Source organism: Arenimonas fontis (genome assembly GCF_008386465.1).
GTDB classification, from domain to species: Bacteria; Pseudomonadota; Gammaproteobacteria; order Xanthomonadales; family Xanthomonadaceae; genus Arenimonas; species Arenimonas fontis.
This window is the reverse complement of the sequence record NZ_VUOD01000005.1, coordinates 173,392-195,079: the sequence shown is the minus strand read 5'-3', so window position 1 is coordinate 195,079 and position 21,688 is coordinate 173,392. Positions and strand designations below refer to the sequence as shown.

The following is a 21,688-nucleotide window of genomic DNA, read 5'->3' as shown; positions in this document are numbered from 1 at the left end:
CGGCATGGATGAGCCCGTTTCCCCGCTCGACGCCCTCAAGCCCCTGGCCGGTCGCGCCCTGGGCGAGGCCCTGAACCGCCTGTTGGCACTCGATCCGGACACCGCCGCCGCCCTGGCCACGCTGGAGGGCCGGCGCATCGGCCTGGCCCTGGAGGCACCGCCGGTGGCGCTGGACATCCGCGTCGCCGGCGGCCGCCTGGAGGTCGGCCCGCCCACGCAGGAGCCCGACCTGGGCATTCGCGCCACCCTGTCGGGTGTGCTCTCGCAGCTGCCTTTCCTGCGCGCGCCGGATGCGCCGCCGGTGGGCCGGGTGCGCGTCAACGGCGATGCCGAATTGGCGCGCCGTCTGCAGGGGCTGGCCAGGCGCTTCGATCCCGACTGGGACCAGCCCTTCGCCGAGCTGCTGGGCCCGATCGTCGGCCCGCAGGTGGCGCGGACGCTGCGCGAGGCCCTGAAGGCCGGTGCCCGGCTTGCCCGTGGCCTGGGACGCGACGCCGTCGAATACCTCACCGAGGAATCGCGCGACCTGGTTGGCAAGGCCGAACTCTCCGCCTTCCTCGACGACGTGGACGCCGTGCGCGACCGCGCCGAGCGCCTGGCCGCGCGCATCGCCCGGCTCGAACAGGCGGAGCGCCCGTGAGCGGCCTGCGCGGCAGCCTGCGCGCGCTGGGCATCGTCCGGGTGCTGCTGAAGCACCGCCTGGACGCCCTGCTCGAAGACACCGCCGTCGGTGGCTGGCTGTGGCTGCTCAAGCCGCTGACCGGCCGCCGCGCCGGCGCCGACCGCCCGCGCGGCGAGCGCCTGCGCCTGGCCCTGCAGGAGCTGGGCCCGATCTTCGTGAAGTTCGGGCAGATCCTCTCCACCCGCCGCGACCTGCTGCCGCCGGACATCGCCGAGGAGTTGTCGCTGCTGCAGGATCGCGTCGCGCCCTTCCCGGGCGAGCAGGCGCGCGCCCGCATCGAGGCCGAGCTGGGCAAGCCGGTGTCCGAGCTGTTCGCCGAGTTCGGCCTGGAGCCGCTGGCCTCGGCCTCGATCGCCCAGGTGCATCCGGCCCGTCTGCACGACGGACGCGAGGTGGTGGTGAAGGTGCTGCGCCCGGGCATCCACGCCCGCATCGCCGACGATATCGCCCTGCTGCGCGCGCTGGCTGCGCTGGCGGATCGTCACCATCCCAGTGCCGACCGGATCCGCCCGCAGGAAGTGGTGTCGGAAATCGAATCCACCCTGATGGCCGAGCTGGACCTGCAGCGTGAGGGTGCCAACGCCAGCCTGATGCGCCGCACCTGGCAGGACAGCAACGACCTGTACGTGCCCGAGGTGTTCTGGCCGCTGAGCACGGCCTCGGTGCTGACCATGGAACGGGTGGCCGGCATTCCGGCCGACGACGTCGAAGCCCTGGACGCCGCCGGCATCGATCGCAAGGCCTTGGCCGCCAAGGGCGTGCGCGTGTTCTACACCCAGGTCTTCCGCGACAACTTCTTTCACGCCGACGCCCACGCCGGCAACATCTGGGTGGATACCGACCCGGCCCGCAAGGCCAATCCGCGTTTCGTCGCCATCGATTTCGGCATCGTCGGCCAGCTGACCCGGCGCGACCAGTACTACCTGGCCGAAAATTTCATGGCGATCTTCCAGCGCGACTACCGGCGCATCGCCGAGCTGCACCTGGAAGCCGGCTGGATGCCTTCGCACATCCGCCTGGACGAGCTGGAAGCCGCCACCCGCGCCGTCTGCGAGCCTTACTTCACCCGGCCCCTGAGCGAGATTTCCCTGGGCGAGGTGCTGGTCAAGCTGTTCAAGACCGCCCAGCGCTACGAGCTGACCCTGCAACCGCAGCTGATCCTGTTGCAGAAGACCCTGCTGAACATCGAGGGCGTGGGCAGGCTGCTGGACCCGAAGCTGGACATCTGGGCCGAAGCCAGGCCGGTGCTGGAGGCGATCCTGCGCGAGCGCTACAGCGCCGGCCATCTGGCAGCGGAGTTCCGCAAGCGCCTGCCCGAGCTGGTGACCCAGGCGCCGGACATGCCGCGCCTGTTGCACGACTGGCTGGCCCAGCAGGTACGCGGCGACCACGCCCTGCACATGCGCAGCCGCGATCTGGAGGAGCTGGCGCGCATTTCCCGCGCTGGCCAGCGTCAGACCGTGTACGCCATTCTCGGCGCCGGCCTGATGATCGTGGCGGCGGTGCTGTTCGCGCTGGAAGCCGGCGGCCCGCGCCTGTGGGGCGTGCCGGCGGCGGCACTGATCGCCGGCCTGGGCGCGGCTGGCGCCTTCCTGGCGGCCTGGCCGCGGCGCTGAAGCGCGGCTTTCGGGGGCTGCCCGTGACCGACAGGCCCGACAGGTGCGAGGACCTGGAGGTCCTGTACGCCGACCAGTACCTGGCCGTCGTCAACAAACCCGCCGGCCTGATGGTGCACGACAGCGCCCTGGCCCGCGGCGAGACCGACTTCGCCGCCGACCGCCTGCGCGGGCAGTTTGGCCGTCCGGTACTCCTGGCGCACCGCCTGGACCGCGCCACCAGCGGCTGTCTGCTGCTGGCCTTCGACCGCGACACCGCCTCGGCGCTGGGCAAGGCGCTGATGGCGGAGGGTTTCGACAAGCACTACCTCGCCGTCTGCCGCGGCTGGCCGGACCCGCCGGCCGGCCTGATCGACCATCCGCTGGATGGCGGCCCCGGCAAGCCGGCGAAGAAGCCAGCCCGCACCGCCTACGAAACCCTGGCCCGGGCCGAGGCGCCCTGGCCCGATCGCGCACATCCGAGCGCGCGCTACGCCCTGCTGTGCTGCAGCCCGCTGACCGGGCGCTTCCGGCAGATCCGCCGCCACCTCAAGCACCTGCGCCATCACCTGGTTGGCGACACCAGCCATGGCGACGGCCGGCACAACCTGGCCTTCCGCATGCGCGGCGTGCACCGGATGCTGCTGCATGCCTGGAAGCTGGGCTTTCCGCATCCGGTCCACGGCCGGCGGCTGGAGGTCGCGGCCCCGCCCGACGCCGGATTCCGGCAAGCGCTGGCCTTGCTGAACATTCCGACCCCCTGCTGAGTGTCGGCCGCTTCCCGTCGGGCTGTCGGGGTGGCAAGGTTCTGCATGGAGCCGATTGCCGGGAGACGACCATGCGCCGCGTTTTCGTCCTGACCGCCCCCCTGCTGCTCTGCCTGGCCGCCCAGGCCGCGATCGCCCAGGTGAATGCCCCCCGCCGCTCCTCGGACGAGGCGCTGATCGTGCAGTCCGATGCCTTCATGTCGGCGCATCCGGACCTCAGGCATCGCGATATCGGCCACAAGGCCTTGCGCGAAGGCCGGTACACGGAGGCGGCCAACGCCTTCCGCCGCGCCGCACGTTACGCCGACAAGCCCTCGCAGGCACTCCTGGCCGAGATGTACTGGGACGGCCGCGGCGTGCCGCGCGACCCCGTCCTGGCCTACATCTGGATGGACCTGGCCGCCGAGCGCGGCTATCCGTTGATGCTGGCCAAGCGCGAGCATTACTGGGCGCAGCTGGACCAGGAACAGCGCGCCCGTGCCGTCACCGAAGGCCAGACCTTCTACGCCGAGTACGGCGACGAGGTCGCCAAGCCGCGCCTGGCCACCGTGTTGCGGCGCGAACGCAGCCGCATGACCGGCAGCCGGGTGGGTTTCAAGGGCTTCCTGCGGGTGGTCATTCCGACCCCCAGCGGCATCCAGGTGATAGACGGCGAGACCTTCTACGACGACCGCTTCTGGGTGCCCGAAGCCTACTTCCGCTGGCAGGACGAAAGCTGGGACCGGCCGCTGGAAGGCACCGTGACCGTGGGCGAGCTGTTGCAGGCAGGCGAGGACGCCGCCGACCGGGCCCGGAACAGAACAGACCGCGCAGCGCAGGACGAGGCACAGGACGAAGCGCAGGACGAAGCGCGGGACGAAGCACGGGACGCGACACAGGACTGAGCACCCCGGCGCCCCGCCGGCTGCGGTCACCCGCCGGACAAGCGGCGGCGGCGCGGCGATAATGACGCCTCCACCCGCGCCGGACCGCGACATTGGCCAAGCTGTACTTCTACTACTCGGCGATGAACGCCGGGAAGACCACCACCCTGCTGCAGAGCGCGCACAACTACCACGAGCGCGGCATGCGCACGCTCATCCTGACGCCGCGCCTGGATGACCGGGCCGGCGAGGGCGTGGTGGCTTCACGCATCGGCCTGAAGGCCCGCGGCACGGTGTTCACGCCCGACGACGACCTGGAAGCCCTGGCCCGTGCCGACCGCGAGACGCACGGGCCGTTGCACTGTGTCCTGGTGGACGAGGCGCAGTTCCTGAGCAAGCGCCAGGTCTGGCAGTTGACCGAGATCGTGGACCGCATGCACGTGCCGGTGCTGGCCTACGGCCTGCGCACCGATTTCCGCGGCGAGCTGTTCGAGGGCAGCCAGTACCTGCTGGCCTGGGCCGACAATCTGGTCGAGATCAAGACCATCTGCCATAGCGGCCGCAAGGCCACCATGGTGCTGCGCGTGGACGAACATGGCCGCGCCGTTTCCGATGGCCCGCAGGTGGAGATCGGCGGCAACGAGCGCTACGTGTCGGTCAGCCGCGGCGAGTTCAAGAAGGTGATGGCCGGCGAGGGCGTCATAGACCTGCAGCAGCCGCAGCTGCCGCTGGGCCGGCCGGAAGGCGAGGAAAACTGAGCGTCCGGCTCAGCGCCGGCCGCAGCTGCCGGCATCGGCGGCCAGTTCGTCCAGCAGGCGCTGGCGCTCCGGGGCCTGCCGGCCGACCGCGGCCAGGGTGGCTTCGATCAGCTCGCGGCCGGTGCCGGCGCGGCCGGCCCGGCAGTGCAACTCGGCCAGCAGGGCGTCGCTGCGCCAGGTGCGCAGGGCGATGTCTGTGCCCTGCGGCAGCGGCAGCGCGCGCAAGGTTGCCAGGGCCGCCTCGGCGGCGGGCAGGTCGTCGTCCGCCAGGGCCAGCTTGATGCGCAGCCGGGCCAACTCGCCTTGCACGCGGGGCTCGCCGCCATCGCCGCGGCGCTCGGCCAGGGCCAGCCAGTCGCGGGCGGCGGTGCCGTCCTGCCGGGCCAGGGCCAGCCATACCATCAGGCGCTCGGCCTCGGCAGCCATGGTCGGGCTGGCGGCCTGGGCCAGTTGCAGGCATTCGCGGGCCAGGGCCTCCGCCGCGGCGTGCAGGCCCTGGGCCGACTGGACGCGGGCCAGGTCGCAAAGCAGGGCGGGATCGGCCGCCAGCATTCCGTGCCGGCGATGCAGGTCGAGGCTGCGTTGCAGTGCATCGGCCGCCTGCGGCAGGCGGCCCTGCTCGTAGGCCAGGCGGCCGAGCTGGCGCCAGGACCGCGCCAGTTCCCCGTGATCCGGGCCCAACCGGTCGCTCAGACGCTGATGCGCCATGCCTAGCAGGCGGCCGGCTTCCTCCAGTTTGCCCACCTCGATCAACAGATCGCCCAAGGCCCGCTGCACACCGATGGTCAGCGGATGGCCGACGCCGAACCGGTCCAGGGCGATCTGCAGGCCCTGCCGATAGGACGCCTCGGCCTCGCGGCGATCGCCCAGCGCGCGCTGCAATTGGCCCAGCTCGCGCCACACTTCCACGCCCAGGGCATTGCGGTCGCCGACGCTTTCGCGCAGCAGGCCCAGCGCCCGGTACATGCCGTCCAGCGCCTCGGCATACCGGCCTTCGTCCATCAGCAGGCCGGCCAGATCGGCCTGGCTTTCCGCCTGCAGGGGTTTGCTGAGCTCGCCGCCGGCGCCGCGCAGCTGCAGTGCCTGGCCGAACAGGTCGCGGGCCACGGCCCGGCCGCCGAGCGCACGGTGGCAGCGCCCCAGTTGTGACAGGAACTCGGCCGAGGCGCGCGGCCAGCGCACTGCCAACTGCTGGCTGAGCGAGAGCAGCGGCTTGAGTTCAGCCACGCAGGCATCGGCCTGGCCGAGGGCACGCAGGCTGCGGCCGCGCAAGGCAGCCGCCTCCACCTGCAGGCGCTCGCGATCGTCCTCGGGCATGGCCGCGAACAGCCGCGCCTGGCGATCCAGCAGGGCCAGCGCCTCCCGGTCGTCGCCCAGCCCCTGGCGCAGCCGTGCCAGCAGGCCCAGCAGTTCGGCGCGGGCGCGCGGCTGGCCATGCAGGTCGGTATCGGCGCGGCGGGCACCGGCATCCAGCAGGCTGCGCACGTCCACGGCGTCGCCGCTGCCGGTCTGCTCGGTGTCCTCGAACAGGGCCACCACGAAATCCTGCATGGCTTGCGCCCGCTGCGCTTCCTCGATGGCGCGCCGCGCCTGCCAGGTGACGAACACCAGGGCCGCCACCAGCATCATGCCCACCACCGACACGCCTGCCACCGGCAGGGAGTTGCGCCGCAGGAACTTGCCGGTGCGGTAGGCCAGGCTCTGCGGTCTTGCCAGCACCGGCTCGCCTTCGAGGTGGCGGCGGATGTCCTGGGCCAGGGCTTCGGCCGAGACGTAACGCTCGTCCGGCAGCTTGGCCAGGGCCTTGAGCAGGATGTTGTCGAGGTCGCCGGCCAGCTCGCGGGCGCGCTTGCGGGCGTGCGGGCGGCCGTCCTCGCGGGCCTGGCGCAGCGCCGCCTGCGAGGGCCGCACCGGGTCGGCGTGCAGGATGGCCTCTTCCCAGGCGGCGTCGGTGGCGCGGTCGGTCTCGTAGGGCTTGCGGCCGGTGAGCAGCTCGTACAGCACCATGCCCAGCGAGTACACGTCGGTCATGGTGGTGACGGCGCCGTGGCGCAGCTGCTCGGGCGCGGCGTAGTGCAGGGTGAAGGTGCGGGCGCCGGTGCCGGTGAGTTCCTGCTCGCCGCTGGCTTCCTCGTCCAGCAGCTTGGCGATGCCGAAGTCGAGCAGGCAGACCTCGCCGGCCGGCGTCACCAGGATGTTCGAGGGCTTGAGATCGCGGTGCACCACCAGGTTGGCGTGCGCGTGGCTCACCGCGGCGCAGACCTGCAGGAACAGCTGCAGGCGCTCGGCCACCGGCAGGTCCAGGTTCCAGGCGTAGTGGGTGATCGGCTCGCCCTGCACGTAGTCCAGGGCCAGATAGGGCTGGCCGTCCTTGCTGACGCCGGCGTCGAGCAGGCGGGCGATATGGGCGTGGCCGAGCCGGGCCAGGATCTGCCGCTCGCGGTTGAAGCGTTGGCGCAGGCCGGTATCGCCCAGGCCGGGACGCAGCAGTTTCAGCGCGACCCGGCGCTGGTAGAGGCCGTCATTGCGGATGGCCAGCCACACCTGGCCCATGCCGCCTTCGCCCAGCAGCCGTTCCAGCTTGTAGGGGCCGATGACCTGGCCGGGCTGGGGCGCGAACACGGCGGCGTCCACCACCGATCCGCTGAGGAAATCCGGGCGTTGGTCCTCCAGGGCCAGCAGGCGCTCGAGCTCGTCGGCCATGGCGGCATCGGCGGCGCGGATCTCGGCCAGGCGGCGCGGGCGGAATTCGGGGTCGAGCTCCAGCAGCTCGTCCAGCAGGGGGGACAGGGTGGCCCAGCGTTCGGAGTCCATGCCGGGACTCCCGGGCTCAGCCCTGCAGGGCGGCCAGCAGGAACATGCGCGCCTTCTGCCAGTCGCGCCGCACGCTGCGTTCCGAGCGCTTGAGCAGGCCGGCGATCTCGCTCTCCGACAGGCCGGCGAAATAACGCATCTCCACCACCTGGGCCAGGCGCGGGTCCAGGGCGTGCAGCTTGTTCAGGGCCACGTCCAGGCCCAGCATGTCCTCGTCCAGGCGCATGCCGCCGCCGGCGTCCTCGGGCAGGTCGGTGACCCGGTGCAGATCGCCGCCACGCTTCACCGCCATGCGCTGGCGGGCGTAGTCCACCACCACCGAGCGCATGGCGCTGGCGGCGTAGGCGAAGAAGTGGGCGCGGTCCTCGAACTCGGCCTCGGCGCGGCCGGCCAGCTTCAGGTAGGCCTCGTGCACCAGGGCGGTGGTGTCCAGGGTATGGCCCTGCTGCTGGCCGCCCAGCTGGCGCCGGGCCATGCCGTGCAGCTCCCGGTACAGGGTGGCCAGCACGCGGTCCAGCGCCGATTTGTCCCCTTGCCGGGCGGCGGCCAGCCACTGGGTGATTTCTGCGGACTCGTTCATGGTTCCCCGGGGCCCGTCTTGGCGCGGGCTGGCGACACTATAGCCAAAGTCCCCCCGGCCGGGGCCGGGGCGGGTACGGGCTGGGCCTGGCCGGCCGGCTGCCGCCGGTGGTGCGGGGGCTCTGGTGGCGGGCGGCGGGGGTGTAGGGGCGGGCGATGCCGACCGAGAGTCTGATTCGTGACGCTCGTCACATTTTTCCTGTCCTGTGCGGGCCCGTGCCGCCGTGGATCGGAGGGTGGGGAGACGGCGGGAATCCGACGCCCCGGGGCGATTCCAGGCATGGAGACGATGCGGATGACAGGCATTCGGGTGATGGCCGTGGCGCTGCTGGCGCTGTTGGCGCCGCAGGCAGGGTGGGGACAGTACTACGCCGATGACCACCACAAGCGTATCCAGTCGGCCAGCGTGGTCGGCAGCATTGGTGACGAGGCGTTCGGCGAGCAGGTCAACCTGTACAAGGGCACGACGGCATTCCGCCATACCGATCTGAGCATCCCGGGCAACAGCGGACTGACGGTGGCCATATCCCGCCGGCTGGATGTGGAGGGAGAGAAGGGATCGCCCCGCGGTTTCGCCTTCGGCGACTGGGATCTGGAGGTGCCGCACATCGGGGCCAGCGTGCTGGCGGATGTCGGCTGGAAGGTCAGCACGTCCAATCCGATGGCCCGCTGCAGTTCACCGCAGACACGGCTGGAGGCGGCGCCGCCCGGATACAACGGGTTCATGGCTTACCACTACTGGCGGGGGTTTGAACTGTTCGTGCCGGGTGAAGGCGGTCGGCAGCTGTTGTTTCGGGAAGCGGCTCTGCCGACTCCGGCAGGAGGTCCGTATCCGTGGCTGACCAAGGATTTCTGGCAGGTCGGCTGCCTGCCATCCCTGGCCAGCGGGCAAGGAGGCGAAGGGTTTCTGGCGGTGGCGCCGGATGGCACGAAGTACTGGTTCGACTGGCTGGTGCTGATGCCGGAGAAGACCATTGGCCGAAGCGAGCTGAATCAGGAGCAGTGGGGCAACGGGCGGTGGGTGTGGTTTTACGAACCGCGCTCGCGGGCCCGCCTTTACGCCACGCGGGTCGAGGACCGCTTCGGCAACTGGGTGAGCTATCACTGGTCGGGCTCGCGGCTGACCGGCATCACGGCCAGCGACGGCCGCGCGATTGCGGTGTCGTGGCGCGCGGACGGTCGGGTGGCGAGTGTGTCCAGCGGGGGCCGGACGGTGGCTTATGGCTACGGCGGTGGCGGCGAGCTGTCCACGGTCACGTTGCCGGACGGATCGAAGTGGACGCTGCAGATGGCGGGCATCTACCCGCCGCATTGGGGGGGTGACGGGTCGGGCGACGATTGGGACTGGGCGTCGCCCTGGTGCGGATTCCGCCGCGTGCTGTCGCCGCAGACGGCGACGGGCAGCATCACCCATCCGGCCGGCGCGACCGCCACGTTCACGTTCCGCTGGCTGCGTCATGTCCGGGCAGGAGTGCCGGATTCGCATTGCAGCTACGGCACGATCACGGCGCCGTCGGGCATGCCCAACACCACCGGGGAGCCGGATCAGCCCTGGGATTTCGAGAGCTGGACGCCGCGCAGCTTCGACGTGGTGGGGATCGTGGGCAAGCAGGTCAGCGGTCCGGGCCTGCCGGTTGCGCAGTGGACGTTCAGTTACGGCAACGGGCCGGTGGCGGCGGGCGATTATGGTCCGCAGACGCGGTCGGTGACGGTCGCCGGGCCGGAAGGGATCCGGGAGGTATATACCTTCGGCAACCGCTACGAGCGGGACGAGGGACAGTTGCTGTCGCAGGAGACCTGGTTCGGGGACGTGCGGGTGCGGCAGGAGGTGCACGAGTACGTTTCGGACCCGACCGGTCAGCCCTTCCCGGACCGGGTGGGGGTGGACCCGAGCTGGTACAGCGACGTGTTCTGGAACGAGCGGCTGCGGCCGCTGCGGCGGCTGCGGATTGTCCAGGACGGCGTGACGTTCAGCCGGGACATCACCGCGTTCGACGCCTTTGCCCGGCCGACGGCGGTCACCCGCTCGAGCACTCTGGGCTACCAGCGGAGCGAGCAGTACGCCTACCACGACCATTTGCCCTTGTGGGTGCTGGGCCAGCTGGCGTCGGAAACCGTGGCGGGAGTGGTGGTGCGGGAAGTGGGTTTCGACAGCCTGGCGCGGCCAGTCTGGCGAAAAGCCTTCGGTCTGCTCGAGCAATCGCTGTCCTACCACGCCGACGGCACGGTGCGGACGGTGACGGACGGGCGGGGCCAGGCGACGACGCTGACGGACTGGAAGCGGGGCATTCCGCAGACGATCGGCCAGGCGGACGGGACGGTGGTGAAGGCGGGGGTGAACGATCAGGGCTGGATCGTCTGGCGGGAGGACGAGCGGGGGTCGCGGACCTGCTACGGCTATGACGGGATGGGCCGGGTGAGCGGGGTGACCTGGCCGTCGGGGAGCCAGGCGGGGGTGTGCGATGCCAGCGCCTGGGCGCCGACCGGCTATGCCTACGCGCAGGTGGCCAGCAGCGAGTACGGCCTTGCGGCCGGGCACTGGCGGGTGGTGGAGAGCCGGGGGGACTACCGCAAGGCGACCTATTACGACGGCCTGTGGCGGCCGGTGATCGCGCGGGAGTACGACGCGGCCGACCCGACGGGCACGCAGCACTTCCGCGGCTGGCGGCACGACGCCTACGGGCGGGTGGTGTTCGAGGGCTACCCGCGGGCCAGTGCCAGCAGCATCGCCTCCTTTACCGAGGGCGTGGGCACTACCTACGACGCCCTGGGCCGGGTGACCCGGGTCAGCCAGGACAGCGAGCTGGGCCCCCTGGTGACCAGCACGGCCTACCTGAGCGGGTTCAGGACCCGGGTCACCCATCCGCGCGGCTTCACGACCCTGACCGAGTACCTGGCCTGGGACACGCCCGGTACCGACTGGCCGGTGAGGATCGTGCAGGCCGAGGGCCAGGCCGTGCAGCAAACGACGGAGATCGCCCGCAATGCCTTCGGCCACCCGACCCGCCTCACCCGCTCGGGCAGCTACGACGGCAGCGCCCAGTCGGTGGTGCGGCAGTACGTGTATGACGCCCAGCAGCGGCTGTGCAAGCGGATCGAGCCGGAGACGGGCGCCACCTTGTTCGCCTACGACGCCGCCGGCAACCTGGCCTGGAGTGCCGAGGGTACGAACCTGACGACGTTGAGCTGCAACCGTGGCAGCGTGGCCGCTGCCGACAAGGTGCTGCACAGCTATGACGCCCGCAACCGCCTGATCCTCGTGGATTATCCGGACAGTACGCCGGATGTGAGCACCAGCTATCACCCCGATGGCGCCGTGCATAAGGTGATCTCGGGGGACGTCACGCTGACCTATGGCTACAACCGCCTGGGCCTACTGACCAGCGAGCGACTGCAATACGGGAGCTTGAACTGGCTGACCCAGTATGGCTACACGCCGCTGGGTCACCTGGCGACCCTGACCTACCGAGACGGCCATCAGGTGAGCTACGCACCCAATGCCTTGGGCCAGCCGACCCAGGCGGGCACCTATGCCACGGGCGTTACCTACCATCCGAACGGGGCAATCAAGCAGTTCACCTACGGAAACGGCATTGTCCACACCCTGACCCAGAACGCCCGCGGCCTGCCGGAGCGCAGCCGGGATGCGCTGGGCGCGACAGTGGTACTGGACGACAGCTATGACTACGACAAGAACGGCAATGTCCTGGCCATCTCCGACGGCCTGACCGGCCAGCCGGGCAACCGGGACATGAGCTACGACGCCCTGGACCGCCTGCTGTCGGTGACTGCGGGCAGCGCCCAGGGCGGCAACGGCACCTTTGCCTATGACGCGCTCGACAACATCCGCCGGCTGGCCCAGGGCAGCCGGGATTACCGGATGGAGTATGACGCGGCCAACCGCAACCACCAGGTCAGGAATGACGCCGGGGCCACGGTGTTCACCCAGGCCTACGACACCCGCGGCAACCTGGTCCAGCGCCAGTGGGCGGGCGGTCCGACTGATACCTTCACCTTTGACCGCGCCAACCGGCTGACGGCCAGTACGGTCGGTGGCCTGTCCAGCACCTATGTCTATGACGGCTTGGGCCGTCGCGTGCGGGAAGTGACCGGGGAGTCAACCTACTTCCAGTACAGTCAGGACGGCAAGCTGCTATACACCAACGACGTCAAGACCCAGTTGCGGCACAACCACATCTACCTGGGTGGCAGCCTGGTGGCGATGCGGACGGTCTCGTTCGATGGCGCCACCAGCTACATCCGCTACCAGCACACCGACGCCCTGGGCAGTCCGGTGGCGGAGACGGATGAGTCCGGTCAGGTGGTGCGCCGCGAGCGGCTGACGGCCTGGGGCGAGCCGGCGGACGGCACCTGGATCAACGGCCCGGGTTTCACGGGGCACCGGATGGATGCGGCCAGCCGGCTGGTGTACATGCAGCAGCGGTACTACGATCCGGTGACCGGGCGGTTCCTGTCGGTGGATCCGGTGGCGGCCAGCTCAGTCAACGGCACCAACTTCAACCGCTATTGGTACGGCAACAACAACTCATATCGCTTCACTGATCCCGACGGGAGATATAGCTGTGACGTTTCGGTCTGCGCTGCCATTAAGACATACGTTGCAGCTATGCGAGAATCACGCAACAGTCTTGAAGCTCGGCACGAGCGAAGGCGCGTAGATCAGGTATTGAAATATATCGGCACTGAAGGATCGGGCGGGCCGCACTATAAGCCTGGTGAATTGAAGGGCGACACGGTCGCCCATACAGACCAGAGAGGGACTACCACTATCGATATCAGCAAGGTGGATAACTCTACGACTGGCGCCATGGTTATCGGTCATGAGGCCAGTCATGACATGGATGCTCAGGCTAGGGGGCGACCAGCGAATACGAGCGATGAGGTGCGAGCCACTGAAACTAGGGCATATGCTACTGAAGCAATTATTGGTAAAGGGCTTGGGGTCAACATTAGCAAGCAAGAGCAAGCAAAAGGCGTAGAAGGATCGGTAAGGAATTGGGAAGCTCGACAAAAGCCGCCGGAGGAGAAGAAGTGACTACGCGTCCGCAGCGATTAGCAGCTTTTTACGTGGCCTTCTTTTTGGCAGGCTGTGTCTCGTCAACGTCTGTCAACGTAAGAGACGTTGAAGCAAAGCAACCTTCATTTTGCGAGGTTGCCTGGAATCTTCAGCTGTACCATGGCGCTAAGGTCAAACTCAGCGCGCGTTATGTGTCTGATGGAAAGCACGAGGAAGTTGTCGAGGACGCATCATGCGTCGGAGGGCGCCGCATAATCGACATTGGCAGGCGTGGCACTTCCGAATCTGTAGCGAAGTTTTATGCTGAACGAAAGAAGATCTGCTCAGAACGAGGTGCCAACTACTTGTGCAACATATCAGCGGATGTTGAGGTGCTAGGCACAATTAGTTTGATGTCCGGCGAGTTTGTCTTGGATCTTGAAGAAGTTTGCCATTACTCCTTCGCTGACTGATTGCACTATCGTGTACAAGTTGGGTAATTACCCGACACTGGGCCACTGGTAGCGGCGGTCAGGCGACGAGTTTCTCAGCTTGGGTTTCGGTTGTCTCCTCGAGGTCGGGAACGATGGGCGGCAGCGCGTTGATCTGCAGCGCTTCGCGCAGCGCCTGATCGGGTGTTCTGGAGTTGACCCGCTTTCGTGGACAGGTTGATGTCTCAGTCCTGCGCTCTTTCCTTCATGCTGCCTCCGGGATCTTACCCGACGTCGGTTCCGCTGCTGCAGGTGGCGGAAGCTCTGCCATCCGGACCCTTGCTTGGTGATGTGCGCGCTCGTAGTTGACCGGCGATCGGTAACCCAGACCCGAGTGACGACGATGCGGGTTGTACCAGCCCTCGATCCACTCGAAGATCGCCATCCTGGCTTCGGCCTGGCTTTTGAACCGCCGACGGTTGAGCACCTCGCGTTCGAGCGTGGCGAAGAAGCTCTCGGCCATCGCGTTGTCGTAGGCATCGCCCACCGAGCCCATCGACGGCATGATGCCGGCTTCCCGGCAGCGCTTGCCGAAAGCATAGCTCGTGTACTGGGACCCCCGGTCCGAATGGTGGATGACGCCGCTCGGCTGACGCTGCGTCACCGCCATCTGCAGCGCGTCGAGGATCAGCTCGGTGCGCATGTTCGTGTCCATGGCCCAGCCGACGACTTTGCGCGAGTACACGTCCAGCACCATCGCCAGATACAGCCAGCCCGACCAAGTCGGGACATAGGTCATGTCCGCCACCCACAGCTGGTCGGGCGCGTCGGCGAAGAACCGGCGCTCCACCAGATCGATGGGCTTGGCCGCCTCCGGATCGCTCTGCGTGGTCACCACGTACTTGCGCAGCGTGGCGCCCCGCAGGCCGTTCTGGCGCATCAGCCGGGCCACGCGCTTGCGGCCGATGTGAATGCCGTGATCGTCCGCCAGCTCGGCGTGGATGCTCGGGGCCCCGTAGGTCTCCCGCGAGCGGCGGTGGATCGCGCAGATCGTGCCCGTCAGTTCCAGATCCCGCCGCTGCCGCTGGCACATCGGGCGTTTCAACCAGGCGTAAAACCCGCTCCTGGACACGCCAAGCAATCGGCACATGACCTCGACCGAATGGGTGGCCTGATTCGCCTTCACGAACCCGAAGAGCGCTTCGAGGGGCCGTTCTCCGTGGCGACCCAGGCCGCGGCTTTTGAGAGGATGTCGCGCTCCTCCTTCAGCCGCCGATTCTCGCGCCGCAAGCGCTGCAGCTCTTCGCGCTCAGCGCTCGTCAGCCCGCCGTCGCCGCTGCCCGCATCACGCTGGGCTTGCTTGACCCAAAGCCCAATCGTCCAGGCCGAAGGCCCGAACTCCTTGGACAGCGATGCCGGCGTCCGGCCCGTGCCGACCAACGCCACCATCTGCCGCCTAAACTCCGGCGCGTATCGAACCGTCTTGTCTGCCATGGTGAACTCCTCCAAATCCAACGATGAGGTGTCCACTAAACCGGGTCAACTCCAAGGTGCCAGGGCGGTTTACATGAACGAGGGGCGGCAGACCGTCAACCCTGCAACTGGGCGCACTGTCTCCAACAATGATCCTGCGGCACACCACTACTTGGATAAAAAGCCATGATTTCTTCGTCTTCTTCAGGATCTGCGATTGAAAGCATCGTAGGAGAAGAGGTGAGCGGTGTTTGCTTTGTTCGGGATTACATCGAGCTAAGTTTTGATGGCCCGGTCTTGCGGCTGCTTGGGAAGGCTCATGCGACCGATGCCAAATCGAACGCGGTGTTCGGCGATCCGGACTTCCCGAGGCTATTGCTCAATGCTATCGGGAGACGTGTCGAGAGCGTGGACATTTCCAGGAACGGCTTGGTCAGCATTGCCTTGGCCGGTGCCCCCAGTGTCAGACTAGTTGCCGCCCCGATAGGACCATGTTTGGGGGCGAGAGGAAATGGCAAGTGGCTCGATACGGACAAGCGTTCAAGGACAAGGCGGTAGCCAGGCTGTTGCCGCCTGAGAGTGCCGATCTGGCGGTGGTGTCGCGGGAGATGGGTGTGTCGGTGGCGACGCTGGAGCGTTGGCGCGCGGCGGCTCTGGCGTCCGGGCCGAAGCCTGGCGGCTGGACGGCGGCGGCCCGGTTCGAGGCGGTGCTGACGACGGCCTCGATGAGTGCGGAGGATCGCAACGCCTGGTGCCGCGCGCACGGGTTGTTCCCGAGCGAGCTGGATGAGTGGCGCGAGGCCGCCGTTGGTGCGCTGGCGGATCCTGCGGGTGCCGCTGTCGCGTCCGATGCCAAGGCAGAGCGGCGCCGTGTGCGTGAGCTGGAGCGCGAGCTGCGGCGCAAGGACAAGGCGCTGGCGGAAGCGGCGGCGCTCCTGGTGCTGGCAAAAAAAGCCGAGGCGATCTTCCGAAAGGACGCGGACGCATGATTGCGCTGGAAGATCGCCAGGCACTGGTCCGCGACATCGAACAAGCCCGTACCAAAGGCGCCCGGCTGGCACCGGCCTGCGAGGTGGTCGGCATCGACCCCCGCACCGTTCAGCGCTGGCAGGACGAGGCCGGCGGGATCCGGGCGGATCGCCGCCCCCAGGCCGTTCGCCCCCGGTCGGCCCACGCCCTGAGCGAGGCCGAGCGCGCCGCGATCCTGCGCGTGGTCAACGAGGACCGGTTTGCTGCGTTGCCGCCGGCCCAGATCGTGCCGCGCCTGGCCGATGAAGGGGTGTATCTGGCCAGCGAGCGGACGTTCTACCGGGTCATGCACGCGGCCGCGCAGGTAGCGCACCGCGGACGCGCCAAGGCGCCCGAGGCGGGGCGTGCACCGACCACCCATGTCGCCCAGGCGCCGGGCCAGGTCTGGTGCTGGGACGTGACCTGGCTGCCGCGGACGGTCAGCGGGCAGTGGTTCTATCTCTACCTGATCCTCGACCTCTACAGCCGCAAGATTGTCGGTTACGAGGTGCACGCGTCCGACACCGGCGAGCACGCGGCCCATCTGCTCAAGCGCACCGCGCTGGCCGAGGGCCTTCATGCGACCCCGACCAAACCAGTGCTGCATGGCGACAACGGGCAGACGCTCAAGGCCACCACGGTGCTGGCGATGCTGCAGTGGCTGGGCGTGACCCCGTCCTATTCGCGCCCACGGGTGAGTGACGACAACGCCTTTGTCGAATCGCTGTTCCGCACCGCCAAGTACCGCCCGGGCTTTCCGGCCAAGGGATTTGCCGACCTCGATCAGGCGCGGCGCTGGGCGCGGGCGTTCGTCGACTGGTACAACCGTAAGCTTCCCCGGTCGGTAGACAGCCGATAAGTGGAACTTTCTGGCATCTTTTCCCCGCCAGGAGGTTGCATGAAGAAGTCGAGGTTTACCGCGACCGGATCATTGCCGTGCTCAAGCAGGACGGCGCTAGTGATGTGCCGTGATCACCGAGCCAAGTTCCTGAGCGGTGGCGCGCCGCTTCGCCAGCGGCAGCGCCACGATCAGCTTGAACCGATCGCCTCCGGGAAGCCCGGGCGATTCAGCTACCTCTGACACCCTCCACACCACGCCGTAGCCCTTCCACCAAGCCGGCTCTCGCGAATCTTCCGCCCGCACACCAGGCAGGGCTCGCCCTCCCGCCCATACACTCGCAGCTCCTGCTCGAAATACCCCGGCAGCCCATCCGGTGACAGGAAGTCGCGCAGGGTGGTGCCGCCACGCGTGATCGCGTGCCCGAGGATCCGCTTCACCGCCGCCGCCAGCCGCGCGTAGCGTTCGCGGCTGATCGAGCCCGCCGCCCGGTGCGGGGCGATGCCGGCCTCGAACAGGCTCTCGGCGGCGTAGATGTTGCCCACGCCCACCACCACGGCCTGGTCCATCAGGAAGGTCTTGACCGGCGCCTTGCGGCCGCGGCTGAGCTCGAACAGGTAGTCGCCGTCGAAGGCGTCCGACAGCGGCTCGGGGCCGAGGCCGGCCAGCAGCTCGTGCGTCTCGCCGGCCGGCTGCCAGAGCAGGCAGCCGAAGCGGCGCGGGTCGGTGAAGCGCAGCACCCGGCCGGAATCCAGGCGGATGTCCACGTGGTCGTGGGCAGCCGGCGGGGTGCGTCCGGGCAGCACCCGCAGCACGCCGCTCATGCCCAAGTGCACCAGGGCGGCGCCGGGCTCGGTGTCCAGCAGCAGATACTTGGCCCGCCGCCGCACCGCCAACAGGCGCTGGCCGGGCAACAGGCGGCGGATCTCGGGCGGGATGGGCCAGCGCAGGTCCGGCCGGCGCAGGGTCACGCCGGCAATCTTCCGGCCTTCCAGGTGCGGGGCGATGCCGCGGCGGGTGGTTTCGACTTCGGGCAGTTCGGGCATGGCGGCAGTGTCGCCCGCCCGTGCGATGGGCTCAATCACCCGCCGAACCTGAATCCCGGCCCCATTCCGTACCCCCTCGCAGGGTGACGGGGGGCCCGCCGGGGGGCATGATGCGGCTTCCCCAACGCAACACCGGGCCCCGCGCCCGCTCCGGAGTCACCATGTCCCCCGCGCTCTACGATTGGCTGTCCCGCGGCCTGACGCAGGCCAGCTATTGGCAGATGGCCGTCTATTTCCTGGTGGTGGTGCAGACCACCATCTTCACCGTCACCCTCTACCTGCATCGCAGCGCGGCCCATCGTGGCGTCGACTTCCACCCGGTGCTGACCCATTTCTTCCGCTTCTGGGCCTGGCTGACCACCGCCATGGTCACCAAGGAGTGGACGGCAGTGCACCGCAAGCACCACGCCAAGTGTGAGACCGAGGAAGACCCGCACAGCCCGCGCTTCGCCGGCATCAACCGGGTGCTCTGGCGCGGTGTCGAGCTCTACCAGCAGGCGCGCCTGGACAAGGACATGCTGGAGAAGTACGGCAAGGGCACGCCCGACGACTGGATCGAGCGCCACGTTTACACCCCGCACGCCACCATGGGCCCGGTGCTGATGCTGTTCATCAACCTCGCCCTGTTCGGCATCCCGGGCGTGGCGATCTGGGCCCTGCAGATGGCCTGGATCCCGTTCTGGGCCGCCGGCGTCGTCAACGGCCTGGGCCACTGGTGGGGTTACCGCAACTTCGACACCGCCGACACCTCCACCAACCTCACCCCCTGGGGCGTGTGGATCGGTGGCGAGGAGCTGCACAACAACCACCACGCCTTCCCGAGCTCGGCCCGCTTCGCCCTGCGCCGCTACGAGTTCGACATCGGCTGGGCAATGATCCGCGGCCTGCAGGCGGTCGGCCTGGCCAAGGTGCTGCGCGTGGCCCCGGAGCTGGACCTGCGCCCGAACATCCAGGTGCCCGATGCCGAGACCCTCAAGGCCATGATGGCGCACCGCTGGCAGGTGGCCACCGACTACTACCGCATGGTGCTCAAGCCGCACCTGCAGGCCGAGGCGCGTGACCTGCCGGGTCGCCTGCGCCGCGCCTTCCGCAGCGAGGGCCGCTGGCTGAGCGAGGAGCAGCGCGCCCGTTTCACCGCCTGGATCAACGAGCGGCCGCAGATCCACCGCCTGATCGAGTTCCGCCAGCGCCTGCTGGCGATCTACGAGCTGCGCAGCGCCGAGGCCGAGGCCAAGCTGGAAGCCCTGCGCGCCTGGTGCGCCGAGGCCGAGGCTTCGGGCATCCGCGCCCTGGAAGAGTTCTCGGCCTGCCTCAAGGGCTACGCGATGGCGCCGGCCAGGGCCTGAGCCCGGCCGGCAGCAGGGCCGGCGCCGCTCAGGCGCCGGCGACAGGGGCTGGCAGCACCAGCCAGCCCTGGCTGTAGAACAGCATGTACAGCCCCACGCGCAGCGTCAGCAGCAGGAACAGCGCGTACCAGCCCAGGTGCGAGTGCGGCACCAGCCGCCCCAGCGTCGCCTTCAGCGGCGCCAGCACCGGCCACAGCACCCAGGTGAAGATCCGGTAGACCGGGTTGGCCATCGGGTCGCCCGGGATCAGCAGGCGCAGCACGCCGCGCCCCACCAGGGTCCACATCAGCACTGCCAGCACGAACTGGATGATGGTGTAAGCCGTCAGCATGGTCGGTTACCGGCACCCAAAAGAAGACGCCGATGTTCGCACATCGGCGTCGGGGAGACCGCGGCCCGGGGAGCGCCGGGCCGCGGCGGAGAGAGACTAGCTGCGCACCAGCCGCGGGTAGCGCAGGTCCTCGACCAGGTCCTTGATCTCCTGCGCCGGCTCCCTGGTCATCAGGCTGACGATCCAGATCGTCAGGAAGCCCAGCGGGATGCCGAAGATGCCGGCCGACACGTCCTTGATGCCGAACCAGGGCTGCATCCCGAAGAACTTCACGTTGATCAGGTAGTACAGCGTGATGCCGAAGCCCACGATCATGCCCGCGACCGCGCCGGCCTTGTTCGCCCGCTTCCAGAAGATGCCCAGCACCAGGGCAGGGAAGAAGGCGGCCGCCGCGATCGAGAAGGCCCAGGCGACGATGGCCAGTATGGTGGCCGGCGCGTGCGATGCCGCGTAGGCCGCCACCGCCGCCACGCCCAGCAGGATGACACGAGCGACGATCAGGCGCTTCTTCGTCGAAGCGTTCGGGTTGATCATCTTGTAGTACATGTCGTGCGAAAGCGCGTTGGAGATGGTCAGCAGCAGGCCGTCGGCGGTGGACAGCGCCGCCGCCAGGCCGCCGGCGGCCACCAGGCCGGCGATCACGTAGGGCAGGCCGGCGATCTCCGGCGTCGCCAGCACGATCGCGTCGGCATTGAGCACCAGCTCGGTCAGCTGCAGGATGCCGTCGCCGTTGCCGTTGGCGGCGCAGCCTTTCACCGTCTCCATGGCGTTGACGGCGTCGCACACCGACACCAGCCCCACCTTCGACCAGGACGCCACCCAGGCCGGCAGCGTGGCGATCGACTGCCCGATCACGTTGCTGTAGACCTCGAACTTGGCGAAGGCCGCGTAGGCCGGCGCGGTGAAGTACAGCAGGAAGATGAAGAACAGGCTCCAGCCCACCGACTTGCGCGCCTCCTTCACGCTGGGGGTGGTGAAGAAGCGCATCAGGATGTGCGGCAGCGCCGCCGTGCCCACCATCAGGCAGAAGGTCAGGGCGATGAAGTTCACCATGTCGTTCTTGACGAACGGCGTGGCATGTCCGGCGGTCACGCCAAGCTGCTGCTCCAGGCCGCCGATCTGCTGCAGCACCTCGCCGTAGGCGATCTGCGGCACCGGATTGCCGGTCACCTTGATGGACAGCCAGACCACCGGTACCAGGTAGGCGATGATCAGCACGATGTACTGCGCCACCTGGGTCCAGGTCACCGCCCGCATGCCGCCGAGCAGCGAACACACCAGCACGCCGGCCAGGCCGACCCAGACGCCGGTGGCCAGGTCTATGCCGAGGAAGCGGCTGGTGATGATGCCGGCGCCGTAGATCTGCGCGATCACGTAGGTGAAGCTGGCGGTGATGGCGCAGATGATGCCGATGCTGCGCGGCAGGTTGCCGCCGTAGCGGGTGCCCAGGAAGTCGGGGATGGTGTACTGGCCGAACTTGCGCAGGTAGGGCGCCAGGAACAGCGCCACCAGCACGTAACCGCCGGTCCAGCCCATCACGAAGGCCAGGCCGTCGTAACCCTGCGCGTACAGGGTGCCGGCCATGCCGATGAAGCTGGCCGCGCTCATCCAGTCGGCGCCGGTGGCCATGCCGTTGAACACCGCCGGCACGCGCCGGCCGGCGACGTAGTACTCGTCGGTCTCGGCGGTGCGGCTCATGATGCCGATCATGGCGTACAGGCCGATGGTGGCCGCCATGAAGACGTAGCCGATCCAGACGTTGGGAAGCCCCATCTGCTCGGCGATGGCCAGGATGACCACGAAGGCGATGAAGCCTCCGGTGTACATCCCGTAGATCTTGGGAAGACGGCTGACGAAATCGCTCATGGCTCAGCCCTCCTCCGCCACGCCGAACTCGCGGTCCAGCTTGTTCATGTACCTGGCGTAGAACACGATCAGGGCGACATAGACGATCAGTGCTCCCTGTGCGCCCATGTAGAAGGCGAACGGGAAGCCCAGGAAAGTGATCTGGTTCAGCGGTACCGCGAAGAAGATCACCACGTAGGTGACGAGGAACCAGATCGCCAGCAGGATTGCCGTGATCCGCAGGGTGCGGCGCCAGTACTCCTTGCGCCGCTCTTCGGTGACAGGTGCGCTCATG

14 protein-coding genes and 2 pseudogenes are annotated in these 21,688 nt (G+C 68.4%); 9 read left to right on the top strand and 7 right to left on the bottom strand.

From position 1 onward, the window contains the following. Positions 1–4: 4 nt before the first annotated feature. The 5 genes from F0415_RS08525 to F0415_RS08505 all read left to right on the top strand — a co-directional run bounded on the left by F0415_RS08525 (position 5) and on the right by F0415_RS08505 (position 4,665). Entirely contained in the window at positions 5–640 is a 636-nt protein-coding gene (locus tag F0415_RS08525; protein ID WP_149860787.1) for a ubiquinone biosynthesis accessory factor UbiJ, read from the top strand. 5 nt (positions 641–645) lie between these two features. After that, positions 646–2,298 carry a ubiquinone biosynthesis regulatory protein kinase UbiB gene (gene ubiB / locus F0415_RS08520; protein ID WP_149860845.1) on the top strand — a complete coding sequence of 551 codons (1,653 nt, stop codon included), beginning with the start codon at positions 646–648 and terminating at the stop codon, positions 2,296–2,298. Positions 2,299–2,315: 17 nt separating this feature from the next. Further along, positions 2,316–3,044 (top strand): pseudouridine synthase, encoded by a 729-nt coding sequence (locus F0415_RS08515; RefSeq protein ID WP_246149924.1) that lies wholly within the window; start codon positions 2,316–2,318, stop codon positions 3,042–3,044. A gap of 71 nt (positions 3,045–3,115) precedes the next feature. After that, positions 3,116–3,928, top strand: a complete 813-nt coding sequence (locus F0415_RS08510) for an SEL1-like repeat protein (RefSeq protein WP_149860786.1) — start codon at positions 3,116–3,118, stop codon at positions 3,926–3,928. Between the two features lie 92 nt (positions 3,929–4,020). Next, the gene (locus tag F0415_RS08505) at positions 4,021–4,665 is read left to right on the top strand and encodes a thymidine kinase (RefSeq protein ID WP_149860785.1); all 645 of its coding nucleotides are present in this window, start codon (positions 4,021–4,023) and stop codon (positions 4,663–4,665) included. Positions 4,666–4,674: 9 nt separating this feature from the next. Here F0415_RS08505 and F0415_RS08500 read toward each other — a convergent pair whose 3' ends face one another. Beyond that, on the bottom strand, positions 4,675–7,479 hold the full coding sequence (locus F0415_RS08500; RefSeq protein ID WP_149860784.1) for a serine/threonine-protein kinase: 2,805 nt from the start codon (positions 7,477–7,479) through the stop codon (positions 4,675–4,677). Between the two features lie 16 nt (positions 7,480–7,495). Then, positions 7,496–8,059, bottom strand: a complete 564-nt coding sequence (locus F0415_RS08495; protein ID WP_149860783.1) for an ECF-type sigma factor — start codon at positions 8,057–8,059, stop codon at positions 7,496–7,498. Positions 8,060–8,338: 279 nt separating this feature from the next. Between F0415_RS08495 and F0415_RS08490 the strand changes: the two genes are divergently transcribed. Beyond that, positions 8,339–13,114 carry an RHS repeat domain-containing protein gene (locus tag F0415_RS08490; protein ID WP_149860782.1) on the top strand — a complete coding sequence of 1,592 codons (4,776 nt, stop codon included), beginning with the start codon at positions 8,339–8,341 and terminating at the stop codon, positions 13,112–13,114. After that, positions 13,111–13,548: a hypothetical protein gene (locus tag F0415_RS08485; RefSeq protein ID WP_149860781.1), complete on the top strand. Its 438-nt coding sequence runs from the start codon at positions 13,111–13,113 to the stop codon at positions 13,546–13,548. The genes F0415_RS08490 and F0415_RS08485 overlap by 4 nt, the downstream gene beginning before the upstream one ends. 298 nt (positions 13,549–13,846) lie before the next feature. Here the strand turns inward: F0415_RS08485 and F0415_RS08480 are convergent. Beyond that, positions 13,847–15,000, bottom strand: a pseudogene (locus tag F0415_RS08480) (IS3 family transposase); the annotation flags it as partial. Positions 15,001–15,497: 497 nt separating this feature from the next. Here F0415_RS08480 and F0415_RS12700 point away from each other — a divergent pair. Further along, positions 15,498–16,813 (top strand): annotated as a pseudogene (locus tag F0415_RS12700) (IS3 family transposase); the annotation flags it as partial. A 245-nt stretch (positions 16,814–17,058) separates the two neighbouring features. On the opposite strand, the gene mutM reads toward F0415_RS12700, so the two are convergent. After that, positions 17,059–17,871 (bottom strand): bifunctional DNA-formamidopyrimidine glycosylase/DNA-(apurinic or apyrimidinic site) lyase, encoded by an 813-nt coding sequence (gene mutM, locus F0415_RS08465; protein ID WP_149860843.1) that lies wholly within the window; start codon positions 17,869–17,871, stop codon positions 17,059–17,061. Between the two features lie 161 nt (positions 17,872–18,032). On the opposite strand from mutM, the gene F0415_RS08460 reads away from it, so the two are divergent. Further along, on the top strand, positions 18,033–19,217 hold the full coding sequence (locus F0415_RS08460) for a DesA family fatty acid desaturase (protein WP_149860778.1): 1,185 nt from the start codon (positions 18,033–18,035) through the stop codon (positions 19,215–19,217). Positions 19,218–19,245: 28 nt separating this feature from the next. Here the strand turns inward: F0415_RS08460 and F0415_RS08455 are convergent, their stop codons facing one another. From F0415_RS08455 to F0415_RS08445, 3 genes are all read right to left on the bottom strand, one after another. Continuing rightward, on the bottom strand, positions 19,246–19,548 hold the full coding sequence (locus F0415_RS08455) for a hypothetical protein (RefSeq protein ID WP_149860777.1): 303 nt from the start codon (positions 19,546–19,548) through the stop codon (positions 19,246–19,248). Between the two features lie 96 nt (positions 19,549–19,644). After that, the gene (locus F0415_RS08450) at positions 19,645–21,414 is read right to left on the bottom strand and encodes a sodium:solute symporter family protein (protein WP_210244174.1); all 1,770 of its coding nucleotides are present in this window, start codon (positions 21,412–21,414) and stop codon (positions 19,645–19,647) included. A 3-nt stretch (positions 21,415–21,417) separates the two neighbouring features. After that, entirely contained in the window at positions 21,418–21,687 is a 270-nt protein-coding gene (locus F0415_RS08445) for a DUF4212 domain-containing protein (RefSeq protein WP_149860776.1), read from the bottom strand. Position 21,688 lies beyond the last annotated feature (1 nt).